17 protein-coding genes are annotated in these 19589 nt (G+C 68.6%); 10 read left to right on the top strand and 7 right to left on the bottom strand.

Going from position 1 to position 19589, the window contains the following annotated elements; translation table 11 throughout:
* The first annotated feature begins 29 nt into the window (after window positions 1–29).
* Window positions 30–1484: a sugar porter family MFS transporter gene (locus PTQ19_RS15290; RefSeq protein WP_274367963.1), complete on the top strand. Its 1455-nt coding sequence runs from the start codon at window positions 30–32 to the stop codon at window positions 1482–1484.
* A 9-nt stretch (window positions 1485–1493) separates the two neighbouring features.
* Window positions 1494–1784, top strand: a complete 291-nt coding sequence (locus PTQ19_RS15285; protein WP_274367962.1) for a tryptophan synthase subunit alpha — start codon at window positions 1494–1496, stop codon at window positions 1782–1784.
* A gap of 121 nt (window positions 1785–1905) precedes the next feature.
* Here PTQ19_RS15285 and trxA read toward each other — a convergent pair whose 3' ends face one another.
* From trxA to PTQ19_RS15265, 4 genes are all read right to left on the bottom strand, one after another.
* Window positions 1906–2229 carry a thioredoxin gene (trxA, locus tag PTQ19_RS15280; protein WP_179409585.1) on the bottom strand — a complete coding sequence of 108 codons (324 nt, stop codon included), beginning with the start codon at window positions 2227–2229 and terminating at the stop codon, window positions 1906–1908.
* A gap of 61 nt (window positions 2230–2290) precedes the next feature.
* Window positions 2291–3259, bottom strand: a complete 969-nt coding sequence (gene trxB, locus PTQ19_RS15275) for a thioredoxin-disulfide reductase (protein ID WP_274367961.1) — start codon at window positions 3257–3259, stop codon at window positions 2291–2293.
* 106 nt (window positions 3260–3365) lie between these two features.
* Complete coding sequence (gene murJ, locus PTQ19_RS15270; RefSeq protein WP_274367960.1) at window positions 3366–4985, bottom strand: murein biosynthesis integral membrane protein MurJ; 1620 nt, start codon at window positions 4983–4985, stop codon at window positions 3366–3368.
* Window positions 4982–7093: a DUF6049 family protein gene (locus PTQ19_RS15265; protein WP_274367959.1), complete on the bottom strand. Its 2112-nt coding sequence runs from the start codon at window positions 7091–7093 to the stop codon at window positions 4982–4984. Before PTQ19_RS15265 ends, murJ begins: the two co-directional genes overlap by 4 nt.
* An 88-nt stretch (window positions 7094–7181) precedes the next feature.
* Between PTQ19_RS15265 and PTQ19_RS15260 the strand changes: the two genes are divergently transcribed.
* Together PTQ19_RS15260 and PTQ19_RS15255 are read left to right on the top strand one after the other, a co-directional pair.
* Complete coding sequence (locus tag PTQ19_RS15260; RefSeq protein WP_425313153.1) at window positions 7182–8696, top strand: DUF7059 domain-containing protein; 1515 nt, start codon at window positions 7182–7184, stop codon at window positions 8694–8696.
* A 29-nt stretch (window positions 8697–8725) separates the two neighbouring features.
* Window positions 8726–9784, top strand: a complete 1059-nt coding sequence (locus tag PTQ19_RS15255; RefSeq protein ID WP_274367957.1) for an LLM class flavin-dependent oxidoreductase — start codon at window positions 8726–8728, stop codon at window positions 9782–9784.
* Between the two features lie 144 nt (window positions 9785–9928).
* On the opposite strand, the gene PTQ19_RS15250 is transcribed toward PTQ19_RS15255, so the two are convergent.
* Window positions 9929–11158 (bottom strand): FAD-dependent oxidoreductase, encoded by a 1230-nt coding sequence (locus PTQ19_RS15250; protein ID WP_274367956.1) that lies wholly within the window; start codon window positions 11156–11158, stop codon window positions 9929–9931.
* Window positions 11159–11232: 74 nt separating this feature from the next.
* On the opposite strand from PTQ19_RS15250, the gene PTQ19_RS15245 reads away from it, so the two are divergent.
* The 5 genes from PTQ19_RS15245 to PTQ19_RS15225 all read left to right on the top strand — a co-directional run bounded on the left by PTQ19_RS15245 (window position 11233) and on the right by PTQ19_RS15225 (window position 16853).
* The gene (locus PTQ19_RS15245; RefSeq protein WP_274367955.1) at window positions 11233–11853 is read left to right on the top strand and encodes a TetR/AcrR family transcriptional regulator; all 621 of its coding nucleotides are present in this window, start codon (window positions 11233–11235) and stop codon (window positions 11851–11853) included.
* A 26-nt stretch (window positions 11854–11879) separates the two neighbouring features.
* On the top strand, window positions 11880–13352 hold the full coding sequence (locus PTQ19_RS15240) for a CCA tRNA nucleotidyltransferase (protein WP_274367954.1): 1473 nt from the start codon (window positions 11880–11882) through the stop codon (window positions 13350–13352).
* A gap of 81 nt (window positions 13353–13433) precedes the next feature.
* Complete coding sequence (locus PTQ19_RS15235) at window positions 13434–14783, top strand: GAF domain-containing protein (protein WP_425313152.1); 1350 nt, start codon at window positions 13434–13436, stop codon at window positions 14781–14783.
* A 130-nt stretch (window positions 14784–14913) separates the two neighbouring features.
* On the top strand, window positions 14914–16461 hold the full coding sequence (gene exaC, locus PTQ19_RS15230) for an acetaldehyde dehydrogenase ExaC (protein WP_179409594.1): 1548 nt from the start codon (window positions 14914–14916) through the stop codon (window positions 16459–16461).
* Window positions 16461–16853, top strand: a complete 393-nt coding sequence (locus tag PTQ19_RS15225; protein WP_274367952.1) for a DUF779 domain-containing protein — start codon at window positions 16461–16463, stop codon at window positions 16851–16853. The genes exaC and PTQ19_RS15225 overlap by 1 nt, the downstream gene beginning before the upstream one ends.
* A 9-nt stretch (window positions 16854–16862) precedes the next feature.
* On the opposite strand, the gene PTQ19_RS15220 is transcribed toward PTQ19_RS15225, so the two are convergent.
* Together PTQ19_RS15220 and PTQ19_RS15215 are read right to left on the bottom strand one after the other, a co-directional pair.
* The gene (locus PTQ19_RS15220) at window positions 16863–17864 is read right to left on the bottom strand and encodes a hypothetical protein (RefSeq protein WP_274367951.1); all 1002 of its coding nucleotides are present in this window, start codon (window positions 17862–17864) and stop codon (window positions 16863–16865) included.
* A gap of 158 nt (window positions 17865–18022) precedes the next feature.
* Complete coding sequence (locus PTQ19_RS15215) at window positions 18023–19057, bottom strand: NAD(P)-dependent alcohol dehydrogenase (RefSeq protein WP_206550899.1); 1035 nt, start codon at window positions 19055–19057, stop codon at window positions 18023–18025.
* Window positions 19058–19212: 155 nt separating this feature from the next.
* Here PTQ19_RS15215 and PTQ19_RS15210 point away from each other — a divergent pair, with 155 nt between their 5' ends.
* A complete protein-coding gene (locus PTQ19_RS15210) occupies window positions 19213–19569 on the top strand; it encodes a hypothetical protein (protein ID WP_274367950.1) in 357 nt (118 codons plus the stop codon).
* Window positions 19570–19589 lie beyond the last annotated feature (20 nt).

Here is a 19589-nt window from a genome sequence, read left to right as displayed (position 1 = left end):
GCATACTGTCGATCGCACCGGGGGGAATGATGGCTGACGCAAGGCAACCGCACGCAAGGCAACCTGGCGCGATCCACGGCCGTGTGATCGGCGTCAGTATCGCCGCCGCGCTCGGTGGATTCCTGTTCGGATTCGACACGGCCGTGATCAACGGCGCCGTGGATGCCCTGTCTGACGCCTTCGAGCTCGGTGTCGCGCTGAAGGGCTTCGCCGTATCGTCGGCGTTGATCGGTTGCGCGCTGGGTGCCTGGTTTGCAGGACCCCTCGCAAACAGGCTCGGCCGCGTGCCGACGATGGTCACCGCGGCGGTGTTGTTCTTCATCTCGGCCATCGGATCCGGCCTGGCGTTCGGCGTGATCGATCTGATCGTCTGGCGCGTGATCGGCGGCCTGGGTGTGGGTGCGGCGTCGGTGATCGCGCCGGCGTACATCGCCGAGGTGTCACCGGCACGGGTGCGCGGCCGCCTCGGCTCGCTGCAGCAGCTCGCGATCGTGACGGGCATCTTCGTCGCACTGCTGTCGGATGCGATGCTCGCCAACTTCGCCGGGGGAGCAGCCGGTTCGTTGTGGGGCCTGCAGGCGTGGCGATGGATGTTCATGGCCGAGGCGATCCCAGCCCTCGTCTACGGACTCATGGCCCTGCGGTTGCCCGAGTCGCCGCGCTATCTGGTCGCGCGTGGCCATCTCGAGCGCGCCGGCCAAGTGCTCACGGACGTCACCGGCGAGATCGACGTCCGCGCGAAGATCGACGAGATCACCGGCACGATCAACACCGAACGGCAGGAGTCGCTGCGCGACCTGCGGGGCCACCGTTTCGGACTCAAGCCGATCGTGTGGGTCGGCATCCTGCTGAGTGTGTTCCAGCAGTTCGTCGGCATCAACGTGATCTTCTACTACTCGACGACGCTGTGGCGATCGGTTGGCTTCGATGAGTCCGATGCCCTGACGATCACCGTGATCACGTCGGTGACGAACATCGTCGTGACGATCGTGGCGATCCTGCTCGTCGATCGCGTCGGTCGTCGCCTCATGCTGATGGTCGGCTCGGTCGGCATGGCGGTGACTCTGGGCCTGATGGCCGTGGCGTTCTCGTTCGGGACGGTGGATGCTGCAGGTGAGGTCGCGTTGGCAGAGCCGTGGTCGACGATCGCGCTGGTCTCGGCGAACGCCTTTGTGGTCTTCTTCGGGGCGACGTGGGGGCCGCTGGTCTGGGTGCTTCTGGGGGAGATGTTCCCGAACTCCATCCGGGCGGGGGCTCTCGCGGTCGCTGCGGCCGCTCAGTGGGTGGCGAACTTCTTCATCTCGACGACGTTCCCGGCCTTCGCTGAGATCGGTCTGACGTTCGCGTATGGCTTCTACGCGTTCTTCGCGTTGCTGTCGTTCTTCTTCGTGTACTTCAAGGTCGCCGAGACCAAGGGGCGCGAGCTCGAATCGATGACCGAGGAAGTGATCGTGCAACGCCGGGGTGCTCGTCATCGCGCGTAGGCTTGATGGGTGAGTGATGACTTTCCGCGCCGAGCCAGCCTAGAGGTGCTGCGCGCCGAGGCCGCCGATGAGCGGTCGGTGCTCGTGCACGAGCGTCTGCGCTTCGGTGAGGACCCGTGGGACTTCATGAGCGAGCTCCCCACGACCGACGAACTGGTCGTGTTGTTGCTGCGCGCCGACGTCGCAGCCGATCAGGGCGTCACGATCGCGGACCGCGGATGGAACGACGGCGTCCTGCGCCGCATCGCGTTGGAGTACCCCGAACTCAGTCCCACCGTGTGGCGGATGCTCGCCGCCTGAGCCGCGGTACGGCCTGCGCCACTGAACACGGCCTGCGCCACTGGACGCTGCACGACAGCATCCGAGAACACGAAAGCCCGCCACCTCGAGAGGTGACGGGCTTTCGTCGATCAGGGGCAGATCAGCCGATGAACGGCGCGAGATCCTGCAGGAGTGCGGGCTTGGGCTTGGCGCCGATGATGGTCGCCTTCACCTCGCCGCCCTGGAACACCTTCATCGCGGGGATCGAGGTGATCTGGTACTTCATCGCGAGGTCGGGGTTCTCGTCGACGTTGAGCTTGAGAATGGTGATCTTCTCGGGGTTCTCGGCCTGGATCTCGTCGAGCACCGGTGCGACCATGCGGCACGGACCGCACCATGCCGCCCAGAAGTCGACCAGCACCGGACCGTCGGCCTGCAGCACGTCCTGTTCCCAGGTGGCCTGCGTGGTTGCCTTGGCAGTCATTGCATCTCCTTGTTCGGTGTCACCCGTTCGAACGTCGGGTGTGGACGGAATGTTCCCGGCCTCAGCCGGCGAGGACCTCAGCGGCGGACGGCGTGGCTGCCGCGGCGTCTTCGAGGTCGGCGATGAAGTGCTCGGCGTCGAGGGCGGCGACGACACCCGAGCCGGCGGCGGTTGCCGCCTGACGGTAAGTGGGGTCGATGACATCGCCGGCGGCGAAGATGCCCGGCACCGAGGTGCGCGACGAGCGACCGTCGACCCAGATCGTGCCGTCTTCGGTGAGCTTCAGCTTGTCGTGCACCAGGTGGGTGCGCGGGTCGTTGCCGATCGCGATGAACAGTCCGTCGAGCTCGAGGTCGCGCAGCGATCCGTCGACGGTCGAGCGCAGCTGCACACCCGAGACGGCGTCGCCACCGAGCACTTCGGCGACCTCGGTGTTCCAGATGAACTCGATCTTGTCGTTCGCGAACGCGCGTTCCTGCATGATCTTCGAGGCGCGCAGGGTGTCCTTGCGGTGGATGACGTACACCTTCGACGCGAAACGGGTCAGGAACGTCGCCTCTTCCATGGCGGAGTCGCCGCCGCCGACCACGGCGATGGTCTTCTCGCGGAAGAAGAAGCCGTCGCAGGTCGCGCACCATGAGACGCCGTAGCCCGAGAGGCGCTCTTCGCCCTCGATGCCGAGCTTGCGGTAGGCCGAGCCTGTCGCGTAGATGATGGTGGATGCCTCGTGCACGGCGCCACCGCCGAGCGTGACCTTCTTGACGGGGCCGTCGACGTCGAGCTCGACGACGTCGTCGTACACGATCTCGGTGCCGAACTTCTCGGCCTGCTCCTGCATCTTGGTCATCAGGTCGGGGCCGAGGATGCCCTCGGGGAAGCCGGGGAAGTTCTCGACATCGGTGGTGTTCATCAGCTCACCGCCGACCTGCACGCTGCTCGCGATCAGAAGCGGCTGCAGATTTGCGCGCGCCGCGTAGATGGCCGCGCTGAACCCAGCGGGACCGGAGCCGATGATGATGACCTGACGCATGTGCTCTCCTTGATCGCGGATGCTGGAATATCCGCACCGACTGGATAGAACCAATCGTAACCGCGCGACATTCCCGCCCGCTGGGTACGGGGAGAGCAGCTTCGGATCAGCGCGAGGGCAGGAAGCGGCGGGCGAGGCGCGTCACCGCCGACAGCTCGGGTGCGCGCAGCAACAGCAGGACGATGCCGTAGACGATGACAGCGGCCAGTCCGACCACGCCGGTGCCGACGGCACCCAAGAGCTTGTCGACAAGGGTGTTGCCGGTCTGCCCGGCGGTCCAGCCCGCGCCGGCACCCATCAGCACGTACAGGCCCCACCCGGCGAAGCCGGCCGGGATCGCGGCGATGAAGAAGCGGCCGAGCGACAGCAGGGTCTGCGGCAGCTGAAGTCCGCCGAGGCGGTTGCGCAGGATCCAGATGGCGATGATCGTCTGCACGAGTCCGGCCAGCGACTGCCCCAGGGCGACGGCGGCGGCGAGCTGGCTGAGCGGGGCGACCGCGGCGGCGATGTACGAGAAGCCGATGATCAGTGCGACCTGCACGAGAGTGAACAGGAACGGTGTGCGGGTGTCGCCGTAGGCGTAGAACGCGCGCTGCACGATGAACAGCACCGACAACGGCAGCAGCCCGACCAGGTAGCAGACCAGCACGGGCGCGGCCTGCACGGCCTGCTCAGCGCTGTCGGTGAAGATCCGGGTGGCGGGGACGGCAGCGACGGCCAGGGCCACTCCCGAACCGACGACGAACAGCGACACGGCACGGATGCACTGGGCGACGTCGCTGCGTACATCGTCGTCGCGCCCCTCAGCGGCGTGCTCAGCGATCTGGGTGAAGTACGGGGTGCCGATCGAGATCGCGAAGATCGAGTAGGGCAGCATGAACACCAGCCAGGCGGCCATCATCAACGCTGTCGACGGGTGCTCGCCGGACGCGTCCGAGACCACCCGCGTCTGGATCAGGCCCGCGATCTGACCGGCGATGACCATCAGGAAGGTCCAGCCCGCGAGCCCGCCGACCTGCCGCAGGCCCACACCGCGCCAGCGGAAGTCGGGGCGCAGGCTGAGACCGGTGCGCCGCCAGGCGAACAGCAGCAGCCCTGCCTGCACGGCGATACCGAGAGTGGCCGTGCCGCCAAGGACGGCGATCATGGTCGGATCCCACGCATCGACGATGTTCTGGTTGCCGCCGAACAGCGCGATGAAGATCAGGAACCCGGCGATCGAGATGATGTTGTTCGCGACGGGGGTCCACGTGTACGGGCCGAATACCCGCTTGGCGTTGAGGGTCTCGCCGATCAGCGCGTACAAGCCGTAGAAGAAGATCTGCGGCAGGCACCAGTACGCGAACGCAGTGGCCAGGGCGAGCTGGTCGGCGCTGAACTTCTCGCCGTACAGCGCGACCAGCCACGGGGCGATGACCATCGCCAGGGCGGTCACCGCGAGGAACACGACGGTGCCGAGCGTGAACAGCTTTGAGATGTAGGCGCTGCCGCCGTCCTTGTGGCTGGCCGAGCGCACGATCTGCGGGATGATCACGGCGGTGAGGATGCCGGTCTGGATGATCGTGAAGACGTTGTTCGGCAGCTGGTTCGCGACCGCGAACGCGTCGCTGGCCTGACCGATACTGCCGATCGCCGCGACGAGGACAATGGTCCGGATCAGGCCGGTGACGCGTGAGATCAGGGTGCCGGCTCCGAGGATGGCGCTGGCGCGGCCGAGACTGGTCATCGTTCTCCTGCGTCGTCGGTTGCGGGTTCGGCTTCGTCGGCAGCATCCGATTGTGTGCGCCGACGGCGCACGGTACGGATCGTTCCGAGCACGAGCAGCAGCGCGATCACGCCGCCGAGGATGCCCAGGCCGATGCCCTCCCAGTCGGCGCGCAGCGTGACGTCTGCGGTTGCCGTCTGGCCGATCGGGACGCCGGTGGGGCTGGTCAGCCGGAAGGTCACCTGCACGTCGCCGCTGGCGACGCGGGCCTCGATGGGGATGTCGACACGGGTGCTGCCCGCCGGCTGTGCGGCCACCTCGGTGACGGGCTGGATGTCGAGACGCAGATCGGAGGGCGTGCTGAACAACGAGAGGTTCACGTCCCACGGCAGATCGTTGCGCACCCACACCGGCAGGGGCGCCGCAGACGTGAACAGCTGCACGGGCTTGGGCTGCTGGATGCCCACCGCATCGAGGGTGGTGCGCGCGCGTTCCTGCTGGGTGGCTACGGCGGCGGTGAACGCGGTGTCATCGAACCCGACGCCGATCGTCCGCAGGATGCGGATGCGGGTGGGGCTGAGCAGTTGCGCGGGCTCGGTGAGAATGGTGGCGAACTCGGTGAGTCGCTCCTCATCGGCGAGCATCGCGTTTAGCCCGGGGACGCGGTCGATGGAATCGGCCCGCGTCGGCGTCGCGGATGACGGCGGCGCTGCCCGCAGCTCGGAGAGCGTGACAGCGGGCGAGGCGAAGGCGCTGAGCGCCGCACGCACGGCAGAGGGCGACCGCGTCTCCGAGCGGTCGAGCGCGAGGATCGTCGGCGTCGCGCCGCCGGTCGCGAAGAACATGTGCCCGGCCGCGGCGGTGAGCTCCCGATCGAGAACGGCGGGATCGGTCGCCTCGACGGCGGCAGAGAGACGAGCGGATGCTGTCGCATCGACGACCAGAGCGTCGTGACCGTCGACGGTCACGCGGCCCGCCGGATCACCGATGAACGACGTCGAGGGCAGGATCGTTGTGACGTCCTCGCCGAAGTAGTCGCCGAATACCGCCAGGTCAGCCGCCGTGACGTCTGACCGCGGCCAAAGCAGGCCCTGTTCGGCACCGTTGAGCGCCGTGAGCTGCTCGTTGTCAGGCAGCGCTGCCACGGGATCCGCCGTCGGCGTGGGGCTCGGTGTGGGCGTCGCGTCCGCCGCCGGCGGGAAGTCATCCGCCAGCAGCAACGAGGTCAGATCGGGGGTGGCGAGCGGAGCCGGCAACCCGGCGCGAGCTTGAACTGTGGCATCCGCGTCACCGAACTGCAGGGCGAACACGTCGTTCGGCAATGCTTCGAGCTCGCTCAGCCAGCGCGTCGCAGTCTCTGGGGCGCGGGTTCCGAGAATCCGGATCGCGGCCGGGATCGCCGGGTCGATCGCCAACACGGCAGTCGTGCCCGAGACCGCATTGAGCTGGCCGGCGAGGGCGCCACCCTCAGTGGTGAGCGCCGAGAGCTCGTCGGCGGTGAGTAGCGAACCGTTCTCGGGAGTCGCCGTGATCGGGACGAGCACGGCGCTGTTGCGCGCGGTGGAATCGGCGATGACCAGCACGGTGCTCGCGGTCAGGTTCCACTGCAGGGCATCCTCGCCCGAGACTTGCGTCGAGGCCCCCGACAGCCGAGCTCTGACGGGGTAGACACCGGCGTCGAGATCGCCGAGCTCGACGGCATCCACCACGACGTTCACGGTGCCGGACGCCTCGCGATCGATGACCGGGGTCGCCTCGCTCGCCAGCGTGTGGAAAGGGCCGCTGGTCGCATCGTCATCCAGCCACTGGTCGAGGGCCTCGCCGTCGGCGAGGGCATCCCGACCGACCTGCAGCGACACCGTTCCGGCGCTGAGCGGCGACGAGGTGTCATTCGTGATCGTGATGGTGCTCACCAACGGGCCGCCCGGCGCGGTGGGCGTGCCCGATCCGGTCGAGACCGACAGTCGCACGATGGGGTCGGCCGGTGTGGGAGCATCCGTCTCGTCGTCGGCGGATGCCGCGGACGCGCCACCGAAGGCGAGGGTGCCGACGACGATCGCCGCGGCGAGGCGGCTCAACAGCCGGCGCGCGCGCGGGCGTGAGGCTTCGCGAGGGTGCGTCGTGGTCATGATCGGGGCCGTCGACGCCCAGGAAGCGGCGAGGACGACGCCCCCGAGTCTAGGCGGGAAGCCGTGCGAAACCCTGAAGGCGCGTAGAGTGACGCCCGTGCCGGACCACTCCCGCCCCCGCCCTGATCTCGTTCTCGCGCAGGCCCTCGCCGCCGATCTGGATGCCGCCGACTTCCGCTCGGATGCTTTGCGAACCTTGTGGGGGAGCGAGGCCGACGACGCGCTCGCCCGGGGGCTACGCGCACCGATCCTGCGGGCACTGGCCGACCGGGATGATCCGCTGTCAACGCTGGGCCGGTTCTGGGTGCTCGGGATGCCGCAGGCGCTTCCCGTCGTCGAGCGCGCGCTGCCGCGCACGGGGATCGACGGACTGGTGGCTATGGGGCTGGCCGCGCGGGAAGACGATCGGGTCGCGCCACTGGCGCTGATCACCCCGCAGTCGTTCGTGGATGCCGACGGTGTGGGCGAATGGTGGATCGCCAGCGATCTCGATGAGGGCGCGCTCGGAGGGGCACTGCCCGCCGATCACGTGCTCGGCGTGGGCGGGGCGTCGCGGACGCTGGCCGAACTCGTCATCCCGACGCCTGTGGAGCGCGCGCTCGATCTCGGCACGGGGTGTGGCATCCAGGCTCTGCTGGTCTCTCGCCATGCCGGCGCGGTTGTCGCCACCGACATCTCGGAGCGCGCACTGGCCTACGCCGAACTCAACGCGCACCTCAATGGTGTGCGCAACATCGAGTTCCGGCTGGGGAGCCTGTTCGAGCCCGTCGCGGGCGAGTCGTTCGATCTGATCGTCTCGAATCCGCCGTTCGTGATCACGCCGCGCGTCGCGGGTGTTCCCTCCTATGAGTACCGCGATGGCGGACTCATCGGCGACGCCCTGGTCGAGCGCTTTCTGCGCGAGGTGCCGACGCATCTCTCTCCCGGTGGCGTGGCGCAGCTGCTGGGCAACTGGGAGTCCTCCGCTGACGTGACAGGCCTGGACCGGGTGCGTTCGTGGGTCGACGATGATCTGGATGCCTGGGTGATCCAGCGCGAAGAGCTGAGTCCCCTCGGCTACGCCGAACTGTGGATCCGTGACGGCGGCACGCTGCCGCGCGACGACGAGTTCACCCGCCTGCTCACCGCGTGGCTGGACGACTTCGACCACCGCGGCGTGACCGCCGTCGGGTTCGGATACATCGTGCTTCGCCGCCCGTCGGCGGGGGCGGCGGTGCTGCGTCGGTTCGAGACAGCGGCGCAGCCGGTCACCGATCTCGGTCGGGCGCTCGGCCGGGGTCTTCAGGCGCATGACGCCCTGGCGCACGGTGTTCCCGAGCGACTGCTCGTCGCCCCCGATGTCACCGAGGCACGGCACTTCATGCCCGGCGAGGATGACCCGAGCGTGATCGAACTGAGGCAGGGTGGCGGCTTCGGTCGCACGGTGCGGGTCGATCCGGCGCTCGCGGGGCTCGTCGGCGCGTGTGACGGCGAACTCACCGTCGGGCAGATCGTCGCGGCCCTCGCCGACCTGTTCGAGGTGCCCTTGGCCGACCTGTGGGCCGATCTCGAGCCGCGCCTTCGCGAGCTGGTGCTCGACGGTCTGCTGCTGCCGGCGGAATAGCATCCGATGATCATGCGTTCGCATGAATCATGAAGGCGTTCGGATTTCTCTCGTTCGGGCACTACGGTGCAGTGCCGGGCTCGGCCACGCGCACCGCAGGCGACATGCTTCGGCAGACCATCGAGATCGCGCAGGGCGCGGACGAGATCGGTGTCAACGGCGCCTATGTGCGCGTGCACCATTGGGCACGGCAGGCGGCGTCGCCCATGCCTCTGCTGACGGCGATGGCCGCACGCACCCAGCGCATTGAGGTGGGCACAGGGGTGATCGACATGCGCTACGAGAACCCGCTGCAGCTCGCCGAGGAAGCCGCCGCGCTCGACCTCATCGCGGACGGGCGGATTGCGCTGGGCATCAGCCGCGGGTCACCCGAGACGGCGCTGCGCGGCTACGAGTCGTTCGGCTACGTGGATGCTGAAGACACCGAGCGCGGCAGCGTGCTGGCCCGTGAGAAGTTCGATCAGTTCTTGCGGGCGATCGAGGGCGAGCGGATCGCACCCGGTGACCCGCGCACCGTCGGGGCCGGGCACTACCTGGCGATCGAGCCGCAGTCGCCGACCCTGCGCGACCACATCTGGTGGGGGTCGGGGTCACGCGCCACCGCCGAGACGACCGGCCGCATGGGGCTGAACATGATGAGCTCGACGCTGGTCACCGAGGCCACCGGGCAGCCGTTCCACGAGTTGCAGCGCGAGCAGATCGATCTGTTCCGTGCCGCCTACCGCGAGGCCGGCCACACCGGTGCGCCCCGGGTGTCGGTCAGCCGCAGCGTGTTCCCTCTGATCGACGACCGCGACCGCGCCTACTTCGGCCTGCGCAGTGCCGAGAACGGCGACCAGGTCGGCGTGATCGACGGCTTGCGATCGACCTTCGGCAAGACCTACGCGGCCGAGCCCGACGTTCTCATCGAGCAGCTCAAGGCCGACGAGGCCGTGATGGCGGCTGACACCCTGATGCTGACGATCCCCAACCAGCTCGGCCCGGAGTACAACCTGCACGTGCTGGAGGCGTTCGCAACGCACGTCGCGCCGGCGCTGGGGTGGAAGCCCAACACGGAGGGGCCCGTGCAGGGAGACGTCATCGCGTGACGGCGATCCTCGCCGACACCCCCAGTAAGCGCCGAGACCCCGTCGTAGATGCGTCTGCATGACGGGGTCTCGACGGCAACACGGGGTGTCGGCGATGCGCCGCACCCCGGAAGCGCCGTCGCGGGGAGGGACGTGTGCCGGCCGCTATGACCGTATTCCGCGCAACGCCTGGCGGGCGACGGCCTCGGGATCGGGCCGTCCGGCGACGAGCTTGACGATCGGTCCCAGCACGGCCCGCACGCTCAGTCGGCGAAGCGTGGTCTCACGCAGCCAGGCGAGTACCCGTCCGCGCCGGAACATGAGCCGCGCGAGCATCCGAGAATTCGACTGCGCCGCCTCGACGCGCGGACGCTCCACCCGCTCCCATGCTTCGAGCAGTGTCGGCAGCGACTCGCGGTCGGCGTGCGCGAGCATCCTGCCCAGCATCCAAGCCGCCTCGATCGCCATCCCGGCGCCGATCCCGGCTGTGGGCAGGAAGCCCGCGGCCGCATCTCCTAGCAGTACCCCGTCGGGCAACACCCATCGCGGGGCGCGGGCGTCGTCGAGCCGCCACAGATACGGATCCGGAGCCGCCTCGATCGCTCGCAACGATGCCTCCAGGCGGGGCCCGAGGGCATCGACCCGGCGCCGGATGGAGGCGGCGAACGCGGCAGGTCCGTCGGAGAGATCGGCGTCCGGGCCGCCGAGGAACACGCCCAGCCGACCATTCACGGGGTAGGCGCCGAGGAAGAACCCATTGCCCCAGATCTCTTCACCGAGCGTTGGGTCGCTGAGATCCTCCGCCCACCCGACCCAGCCCGACCAGCCCGTCTTGACCACCTGCGGCGCGGGTGAATCCAGCACAGACCGCATGTGCGAGCGGATGCCATCGGCACCCACGATCAGATCGAACTCCGCCTCACCGGTGGAAGTCCCGTCGCGGTCGACGAAACGGGCCGTGCGATCGATCACCTGCTGCACGGTGGTGCCGAACGTCACCGGGCATCCGCTCTCGGTGAGCACGTCGATCAGGGCTCCCCGTGAGATCCCGTTGTAGGAGCCGTAGACGCGCAGCAGGTCGCTCATCGAATCGGAGCGCAACATCGTGCCGCGGTGGGAACGGAACGCGTAGCGCTCCATGGGGGTGCCCGCGGCGAGATAGTGGTCGTGCACGCCGAGGTCGACGAAGGCCTGATCGACCGTCGGCATGAGGGCGAGCATGTAGCCGGGGTGGTTCATCTCGGGCATCCGATCGACGAGCACCGGGTGCAGCCCATCCCGGCGCAGCAGCTGCGCGAGCGTGATGCCGGCGACGCCGGCGCCCACGATGAGCACTCTCAGGCGATCGTTCCGTTGGGCTGTGATCTGGGTGTCGAGCGGGGTATCGGTGAGCATGTTCCTCCTCTGGACCACCTGGTCCAGTGTTCACTGTACGCTCTCTGGACTGACTGGTCCAGTAGGCTGACCGCATGGCAACGCTCACCGGACACCACCGCGACCGCCTCATCGAGGCGACAGTCGCCGAGTTCGCCTCGGTCGGCTACGAGGGGGCGTCGCTGAACCGGATCATCCAGGCGGCCGGCATCAGCAAGAGCTCCTTCTACCACGCGGTCGGCTCGAAGGCAGAGCTGCTCGACGCCGTCGTCGAGACCCTGATCGACGACGTGCGCGCGCACTGGATTCCACCGGCGCCCGAACTGTTCTCCGGTGCCGACTTCTGGCCCCGCCTCGACGCCGTGCTCACCGATCTCGGCGAGCTGGCCGCGGCCGATCCCGCGCTCGGACTGCTCGGGCGCATCTTCTACCTGCCTGCGGCCGGGGCCGTCGATGCGCGCACCGCTCTGCTCGACGCCGTGCATGCCTGGGTCGCCGAGGTGCTGCGGGTGGGCGTGCGCACCGGAGCCGTTCGTGAAGACGTGCCCGTCGACGCCCTTGCCGCGGCGACCTTCGGCATGCTGCGCGGCCTGGACGAGTGGGCGCTCGGCGCGGGAGAGCCGCAGGCACCGCCAACCGCTCTGGATCACGCCGCCGCACCGGGCCTGTTGTTGCGCGGAATGCTGGGGCGCCCTCAGCCGCCCGCCGGGGCCTGACGACACCAGCCGGTAATCTGGAACCCATGCTCAATATGGCCGAGGGACTGTCCCGACTCGGCGCGCTTGCCGCGCATCCCGTCGTCGCCACCCTGTCGACGGCGTTCGCCGAAGCGGGCTACGAGCTCTCCGTCGTCGGTGGTCCGGTGCGCGACGCCCTGCTGGGCCGGGCGACCAACGACCTCGATTTCACGACCAACGCGCAGCCCGATGAGATCCTGCGGATCGTCACGCCCATCTCGACCACCCAGTGGGACATCGGCCGCGCCTTCGGCACCATCGGTGCGCGCGTGCAGAACCCCGGCCGTCCCGCCGAGCAGGTCGAGATCACCACGTACCGCGCCGACAGCTACGACGGCACCACCCGCAAGCCGGTCGTCGAGTTCGGTGACAGCATCGACGGCGACCTGCAGCGTCGCGACTTCACCGTCAACGCGATGGCCCTGCAGGTCACCCCGCCCGCTGAGGGCACCGAGGTCGCACCGGGACCGCGACTGGTCGACCCGACCGGCGGTGTCGAAGACCTGATCGCCGGCATCCTGCGCACTCCGATCGATCCCGACGTGAGCTTCGGTGACGATCCGTTGCGGATGCTGCGCGCGGCGCGCTTCAGCGCGCAGCTCGACTTCGCCCTCGACGAGGCCACTTTCGCCGCCATCGAGCGTCTGCGCGGCACGCTGAGCATCGTCAGCCCGGAGCGGATCCAGGGCGAGATCGTGCGGCTCATGCAGACCGACGACCCCGTGCGCGGCATCCGCGTTCTCGTCGACACCGGCCTGATCGAGCAGTTCCTGCCCGAGGTCAGCGCGCTGCGCCTCGAGGTCGATGAGCACCACCATCACAAAGACGTCTACGAGCACTCGCTGACCGTGGTGCGGCAGGCGATCGCGCTCGAGAAGAGCCGAAACCCCGACGCCGCTCCCGACGTGCCGCTGCGCCTGGCGGCGCTGCTGCACGACATCGGCAAGCCCCGCACGCGCAAGCTCGAGCCCGGTGGGGGAGTCACCTTCCACCACCACGATGTGGTCGGCGCGCGCATGGCGCGCAAGCGTCTGCAGGCGCTGCGCTTCGACGGCGACACGACGGATGCTGTCGCGAAGCTCGTCGAGCTGCACCTGCGCTTCTTCGGCTACGCCGAAGGGGCCTGGACCGACAGCGCCGTGCGCCGGTACGTGCGCGACGCGGGTGACCTCGTCGAGCGCCTGCACATCCTGGTGCGCGCGGATGTCACGACCCGCAACCGTCGCAAGGCGGCCCGGCTCGCTTCGGCCTACGACGACATCGAGCGGCGCATCGTCGAACTCCGCGAGCAGGAGGAGCTCGACAGCATCCGCCCCGACCTCGACGGAAACCAGATCCAGCAGATCCTCGGCATCAAGCCGGGCCGCGAGGTCGGCGAGGCGTACCGGTTCCTGATGGACATCCGCCTCGATGAGGGCCCTCTCGGCGCCGATGTCGCCGAGCAGCGCCTGCGCGACTGGTGGGCCGCGCGCGACTGATCCGCTCACGGCGCATTCACCGGCCGCGACACCGCTTTCCGACCTACACTTGAGCACACCGTCAGCGTTGATCGGAGTTCAGTGCCCTCACCTTGGTCGTCATCGCGTGAGAACCCGCCGGAGACCTCCCGGTTGATCATCGAGCGAGCCCATGAAGAGCTCGTCGCCGGCAATCTCGACGACCGCCGTCTCGAACAGGTACGCCCGTTCGTGCGGGCCTCATGGCAGCGCGCCTGGCAGGACCGCGTGGGTGCCGAAGGTTTGCCGCCGCTGGAGTTCACGCCCGAGGCGCTCGAAACGTACCGCACCGGGCATCCGCTCGCCGGCGCGATCGAACTGATCCGCACCCTGCTGCTACCCGGCGCCCCCGACGATTCGGGCGTGGTGGTCGCCGTCGGCGACCACGCCGGACGGCTGCTGTGGGTCGAGGGCGATCTTCAGCAGCGGATGCTGTCGGGCGAGATGGGTTTCGTCGAAGGGGCGAACTGGTCAGAGGCGGCCGTGGGTACCTCGGCCCCCGGCACCGCGCTGACGCTCGGAGAATCCGTGCAGATCCGACAGGCCGAGCACTACAACCGGCTCGTGCAGCCGTGGTCGTGCACCGCTGCGCCCGTGTTCGACCCCGAGACGCGTCGCGTGCTCGGGGTCATCGACGTCACCGGCGGAGACGAGGCGGTCACCCCGCAGGCACGGATGCTGGTGGATGCCACCGCTCGGGCAGTGGAGTCTGAGCTGATGGTGTCGCGCCTGCGGGCGCGGGCTCAGGGAGGCGACTCCCGAGGCAAGAAGCCGGCATCCGTGCGCCCTCGCCGCACCGTGCGCGAGACGCCGCAGCGCGTACAACTGCACGTGCTGGGCCGTGACCGGGCGCGCCTCGACGTGAGCGGCGCCGACACCGAGATCGTCATCGACCTCAGCGCGCGCCACGCCGAGATCCTGCTCATGCTCGCCACTCACCGGCAGGGACTGTCGGCCGACAGGCTCGCCGAGCTCGTCTACGGCGAGGGGTCGACCGCCGACACCCTGCGCCCCGAGATGGTGCGCCTGCGCAAGGTGCTCGAACGCATCTCGCCCCAGCTCGTGCCGCAGTCGCGCCCGTACCGCCTGCCGATCGCGCTCGACACCGATGCGCAGAACGTTCTCTCACTGCTCGATCGTGGCGCCCACCGGGTAGCGCTGTCGGCCTACCGCGGCCCGGTGCTGCCCGACTCCGAGGCGCCGGGAGTGATCGAACTGCGCGAGAGCCTGCGGGGCGTGCTGCGCGAGACGATGCTCACCGAGGCCAGCGTCGAGGTGCTGCTCGCGTACGCCGAGATCCCCGAAGGCGCATCGGATGCCGCCGTGCTGCGCCTGTGCCTGGAGATGCTGCCGGCGAGGTCGCCGCGCCGTCCCGGGCTGGTCGCCCGCATCGAGAAGCTCGACCAGGCGTAGCGCGCCCGAAGCGGGCATCCGACGTATGCAACCCGATGCAACGTAGCGCATCGGCGTGCAACGTGGCCGGGCGTAGGTTTCTTCGCACAGGGACCCGCGGCGCTGACGCCGCCTTGTCGAAGGAGACACCATGACCATCGTCGAAGAGACCTCGTCGACCTATGCCGCACCCGGGCAGGCCGGGGCCATCGCGAACTATCGCGCCCGCTACGGGCACTACATCGGCGGAGAGTTCGTCGAGCCGCTCAAGGGGCAGTACTTCGAGAACATCAGCCCCGTCAACGGCAAGCCGTTCACCGAGGTCGCCCGCGGAACCGCCGAAGACGTCGACCGTGCGGTCGACGTGGCCTGGCAGGCATTCGCGAGCTGGGGCAAGACCAGCCCCGCCCAGCGCGCTGTGGTGCTCAACAAGATCGCCGACCGCATGGAGCAGCACCTCGAGAAGATCGCCGTCGCCGAGACCTGGGAGAACGGCAAGCCCGTGCGCGAGACGCTCGCCGCCGACATCCCCCTCGCGATCGACCACTTCCGGTACTTCGCCGGCGTGCTTCGCGCGCAGGAGGGCGGCATCAGCCAGCTCGACGAGAACACCGTCGCGTACCACTTCCACGAGCCGCTCGGCGTCGTCGGCCAGATCATCCCGTGGAACTTCCCGATCCTGATGGCCGTGTGGAAGCTCGCTCCCGCACTTGCCGCCGGCAACTGCATCGTCATCAAGCCTGCCGAGCAGACCCCGGCATCCATCCTCTTCCTGTTCGAGATCATCGGTGACCTGCTGCCGGCTGGCGTCGTCAACATCGTCAACGGCTTCGGCATCGAGGCCGGCGCCCCGCTCGCCCAGCACAAGCGCATCCGCAAGGTCGCCTTCACCGGTGAGACCACCACGGGCCGCCTGATCATGCAGTACGCCTCGCAGAACCTCATCCCGGTCACGCTCGAGCTCGGGGGCAAGTCGCCCAACGTGTTCTTCGAAGACGTGGCCAGCTCGACCAGCGACCCGTACTACCAGAAGGCGCTCGAGGGCTTTACGATGTTCGCCCTCAACCAGGGCGAGGTCTGCACGTGCCCGTCGCGTGCGCTCATCCAGGCGTCGATCTACGACGGCTTCATCTCGGACGGCCTCGAGCGCGTCGGCAAGGTCATTCAGGGCAACCCGCTCGACAAGAACACCATGATCGGTGCTCAGGCCTCGAACGACCAGCTCGAGAAGATCCTCAGCTACATCGACATCGGCAAGCAGGGTGGTGCACGTCTGCTCACCGGTGGCGAGCGGGTCGACCTCGGTGGCGACCTGAGCGAGGGCTACTACGTCGCCCCGACGGTCTTCGAGGGCACCAACGACATGCGCATCTTCCAGGAGGAGATCTTCGGCCCGGTGCTGTCGGTGACCAGCTTCAAGGACTACAACGACGCGATCTCGATCGCCAACGACACCCTGTACGGTCTGGGTGCCGGCGTCTGGAGCCGCAGCGGTGACACCGCCTACCGCGCGGGCCGGGCCATCGAGGCGGGCCGTGTGTGGACCAACACGTACCACCAGTACCCGGCGCACGCCGCGTTCGGCGGGTACAAGCAGTCGGGCATCGGCCGCGAGAACCACAAGATGATGCTCGACCACTACCAGCAGACGAAGAACCTGCTGGTGTCGTACGCCGAAGGTCCGATGGGATTCTTCTGATGCCCGATCAGATGAGCAGGGTCGCCGTGTCTGACGACGCGGCGGCCCTGCTGCGGCAGCTGACGGCGCAGCACGGCCCGCTGATGTTCCATCAGTCGGGTGGATGCTGCGACGGGTCGTCGCCCATGTGCTACCCGATCGGCATGTTCGTGACCGGTCCGAGCGACGTGCTGCTCGGCACCCTCGACATCGACGGGCTCGACCCCATCGAGGTCTACATGTCGGAGTCGCAGTTCGAGTACTGGAAGTACACGCACCTCACCATCGACGCCGTCGAGGGGCGCGGTGCCGGGTTCAGTGTGGAAGGACCGACCGGCAAGCGCTTCCTGATCCGATCGCGGATGCTGACAGAGCCCGAACTGGAGCACTTCGGCTTGGCGGCATCGGCGTAGGCGTCGTCGTCACCGGTTGATGAGATCGGCCTGCCAGCTCAGGTCGGCGTTGACCGGGATCGGGGCGGCCTCGAGCAGCGGATCGGCGCACAGCGCCGCGATCAGCTCGGCCGAACCGGCCACGATCGTCGAGTCGAAGTCGATCTCGCTGACCATCACCCAGGCGCGATCGGTGGGCCACAGGATGTTCGGATGCTGCGCCGATGGCGCGAACCCGTGCTCTTCGCCGGGCCGGTCGCGCCAGGTCGCGTCGAGGATCCACGCCGGGTCGACGAACGCCGCCGGCGGCGCCGAGAACAGCACGTACTCCCGGTCGGGCAGCTCGAGCTGCGGGCCCTTCGAGATCTCGTCCGAGAGAATGCCCGGCTGCCAGGTCGGCTTGCGGAACACGTTGTTGAAGGGATCGCGGATGCTGCGCGCCAGCATCTTCTGGTGCGCGAGCGCCTGCGCGTCGGGGGTGCCGGAGGTGTCGTCCTCGGACGAGAACGACAGGAAGGCACGTGACGGCGCTTCGCCGTAGAAGCCGAGAAGCCCGCCGTATCCCGCCCAGACGGCGGCGACACCGGCATCCGGCGTCTCGGTGTGCGTGGCGAGGTGCGCGGCGATCCGGGCGAGCTGCGCCGGCTCCATCTCGCCCTCGTACGGTGCGGAGAACTCACGTCCGTCCGGTGCGACGCGCGTGCTCCAATCTCCCTCGGGCGGCGTGCGCACCACGCTGCGCCACTGCGCGAGCGGGTGCATGACGGTGCCGAAAGCCTCGGCGGCATCGGCCCACGTGGCCGGCCGGTCGACGTACTGGTCGATCAGTGCCTGAGCCTCGGCATCGGGCATCCGCTCGTACTCCGCTTGCGTGGGAACCGCACGACCGGGCAGCGACCGCACGACGGCGGGGTGGAAGACGCGCGCGTAGGCGGCGTAGCCGCGCGGCACAACCCCGTGCATGGTGCCGTAGCCCTCATCGAGTAGCGGGCGCAGCCAGTCGCCCTGCGAGACATCGGCGATCCATTCCATGGCACCCACGGTACCCGGGTGGGACACCGTCGAGTTCGCGCACCGCTGGATCGTGCCGCGGGGCACCGTGGTGTGAGCGGTGCGCGCGGCCGCGTTCTCGCCAGGACGCACCCGGGCCCGCGGCACGACGGCCGCGAGCCCGGGGCATCCGACCGGTATCAGGGAACGACGACCGCGCGGCCGCGCACGTTGCCGCTGTGCAGCTTGCCGTACGCCTCGACGGCAGAGTCGAGGGTGTAGCGCTCGACGTGCACGCCCACCGAGCCCGTGCGGGCGAGGTCGAGCACGTCGACCAGCTCGCTGCGGCTGCCCCAGTACGGAGCCCGAACCGACGCGCCGAACGGCGTCGAGAAGAAACCGGTCGGCAGCAGCCCACCGCCGATGCCGACGATCTGGATGTCTCCGTCGACCGCCACGACCTGCCGCGCGATGTCGAGCGTCGCCTGCATACCCGTGAAGTCGAACACCGCCTCGGCGCCCACTCCGCCGGTGAGCTCGCGGATCTTCGCGACCGCCGATTCGTCCGACATCAGCGTGTGGTGAGCACCCACCTCGCGTGCCAACGACAGCTTCTCATCGTTGATGTCGAGCGCGATGACCGTGGCGGGAGAGACCGCGCGCAGCACCTGGATGCCCACGTGACCCAGGCCGCCCGCGCCGATGACGACGGCCGTCGCGCCGGCGCGCAGCTTTGACGCCGACGACATGATCGCGTGGTACGGAGTGAGACCGGCATCGGTCAGCGACACCGTCTCGACGGGGTCGAGGTCACCAAGCGGCACGAGGTGGCGGGCGTCATCGACGATCACGTACTCGGCCATCGCACCCGGGGCACCAAGCCCAGGAGGCGCGATACCGAGTTCTGCCGCACGGGTGCAGTAGTTCTCCTTGCCCTGCGTGCACGCGTGGCACTGCCCACAGCCCCACGGTCCGTAGATCGCGTACGAGCCGCCGAGTTCAATGCCCTCGACGCCATCACCGAGCTTGTCGACGACGCCGGCGCCTTCATGCCCGAGCGTGAGCGGCAGCGGATAGATGTACTGGTCAGCGGGCAGATCCATGAGGAACCAGTCCGAGTGGCACAGGCCGGCGGCGGTCACCTTCAATCGGATCTGACCCGGACCCGGTTCGGGCGTCGGGATCTCGACGAGCTCGGGGCCCTTGCCGATCTCGCGGTACTGGATGGCCTTCATGCCTGTTCCTCTCCGAGGGGCTGTGAGTCCCTCTGTCCGCGGCGCCGCACACCGACGCCGCAACTGATCCCAGCATCCTCCCGGTGCGGGCTTTTCTCCAGTCGACCCCAGACCCCGCGTACGCGGCACCTTCGCGGGCCGGTGATAATCGAGAGGTGACTGTTACTCAGACCCTTCCTTCGCTCGACGGCCGCATCTTCAAGATGGTCTCGTCGACCACCTCGGCCGTGAACCCCGAGGCGCCCAGCGTCTTCCGCTACTTCGAACAGGACGGGGTCATCTGGGGCGACTACACCGGTGACACGGTTACGATCGGCAAGTTCGTCGGAACCCGCACCGGTGACCGCATCTGGGTCTCGTTCGTGCACGTGCTCGTCGCCGACGGCTCGGTCGTCACCGGAGACGGTGAGAGCGACATCGAGGTCGACGACGACGGGATGCTGAAGCTGATCGAGCACTACGAGATGCACGGCGCACCCCAGCTGAGCGTCTGCGTCGAGACCGCCGCCTGACATCCCCGTCCCCCGCGCCT

This window comes from Microbacterium esteraromaticum, from assembly GCF_028747645.1.
Lineage (GTDB): Bacteria > Actinomycetota > Actinomycetes > Actinomycetales > Microbacteriaceae > Microbacterium > Microbacterium esteraromaticum_C.
The sequence above is the reverse complement of the archived record's forward strand: the minus strand, read 5'-3'. Positions and strand labels throughout refer to the sequence as shown.

What these genes read in the sequence shown, in the direction of transcription:
- exaC (WP_179409594.1), top strand. Translation starts at nt 14,914, where the DNA reads ATGACCATCGTCGAAGAGACCTCGTCGACCTATGCCGCACCCGGGCAG.
- murJ (WP_274367960.1), bottom strand. Translation starts at nt 4,985, where the DNA reads ATGACCAGTCTCGGCCGCGCCAGCGCCATCCTCGGAGCCGGCACCCTG.
- PTQ19_RS15265 (WP_274367959.1), bottom strand. Translation starts at nt 7,093, where the DNA reads ATGACCACGACGCACCCTCGCGAAGCCTCACGCCCGCGCGCGCGCCGG.
- PTQ19_RS15215 (WP_206550899.1), bottom strand. Translation starts at nt 19,057, where the DNA reads ATGAAGGCCATCCAGTACCGCGAGATCGGCAAGGGCCCCGAGCTCGTC.
- trxA (WP_179409585.1), bottom strand. Translation starts at nt 2,229, where the DNA reads ATGACTGCCAAGGCAACCACGCAGGCCACCTGGGAACAGGACGTGCTG.
- PTQ19_RS15250 (WP_274367956.1), bottom strand. Translation starts at nt 11,158, where the DNA reads ATGCTCACCGATACCCCGCTCGACACCCAGATCACAGCCCAACGGAAC.
- PTQ19_RS15220 (WP_274367951.1), bottom strand. Translation starts at nt 17,864, where the DNA reads ATGGAATGGATCGCCGATGTCTCGCAGGGCGACTGGCTGCGCCCGCTA.
- PTQ19_RS15225 (WP_274367952.1), top strand. Translation starts at nt 16,461, where the DNA reads ATGCCCGATCAGATGAGCAGGGTCGCCGTGTCTGACGACGCGGCGGCC.
- PTQ19_RS15240 (WP_274367954.1), top strand. Translation starts at nt 11,880, where the DNA reads ATGCTCAATATGGCCGAGGGACTGTCCCGACTCGGCGCGCTTGCCGCG.
- PTQ19_RS15245 (WP_274367955.1), top strand. Translation starts at nt 11,233, where the DNA reads ATGGCAACGCTCACCGGACACCACCGCGACCGCCTCATCGAGGCGACA.
- PTQ19_RS15255 (WP_274367957.1), top strand. Translation starts at nt 8,726, where the DNA reads ATGAAGGCGTTCGGATTTCTCTCGTTCGGGCACTACGGTGCAGTGCCG.
- PTQ19_RS15290 (WP_274367963.1), top strand. Translation starts at nt 30, where the DNA reads ATGGCTGACGCAAGGCAACCGCACGCAAGGCAACCTGGCGCGATCCAC.
- trxB (WP_274367961.1), bottom strand. Translation starts at nt 3,259, where the DNA reads ATGCGTCAGGTCATCATCATCGGCTCCGGTCCCGCTGGGTTCAGCGCG.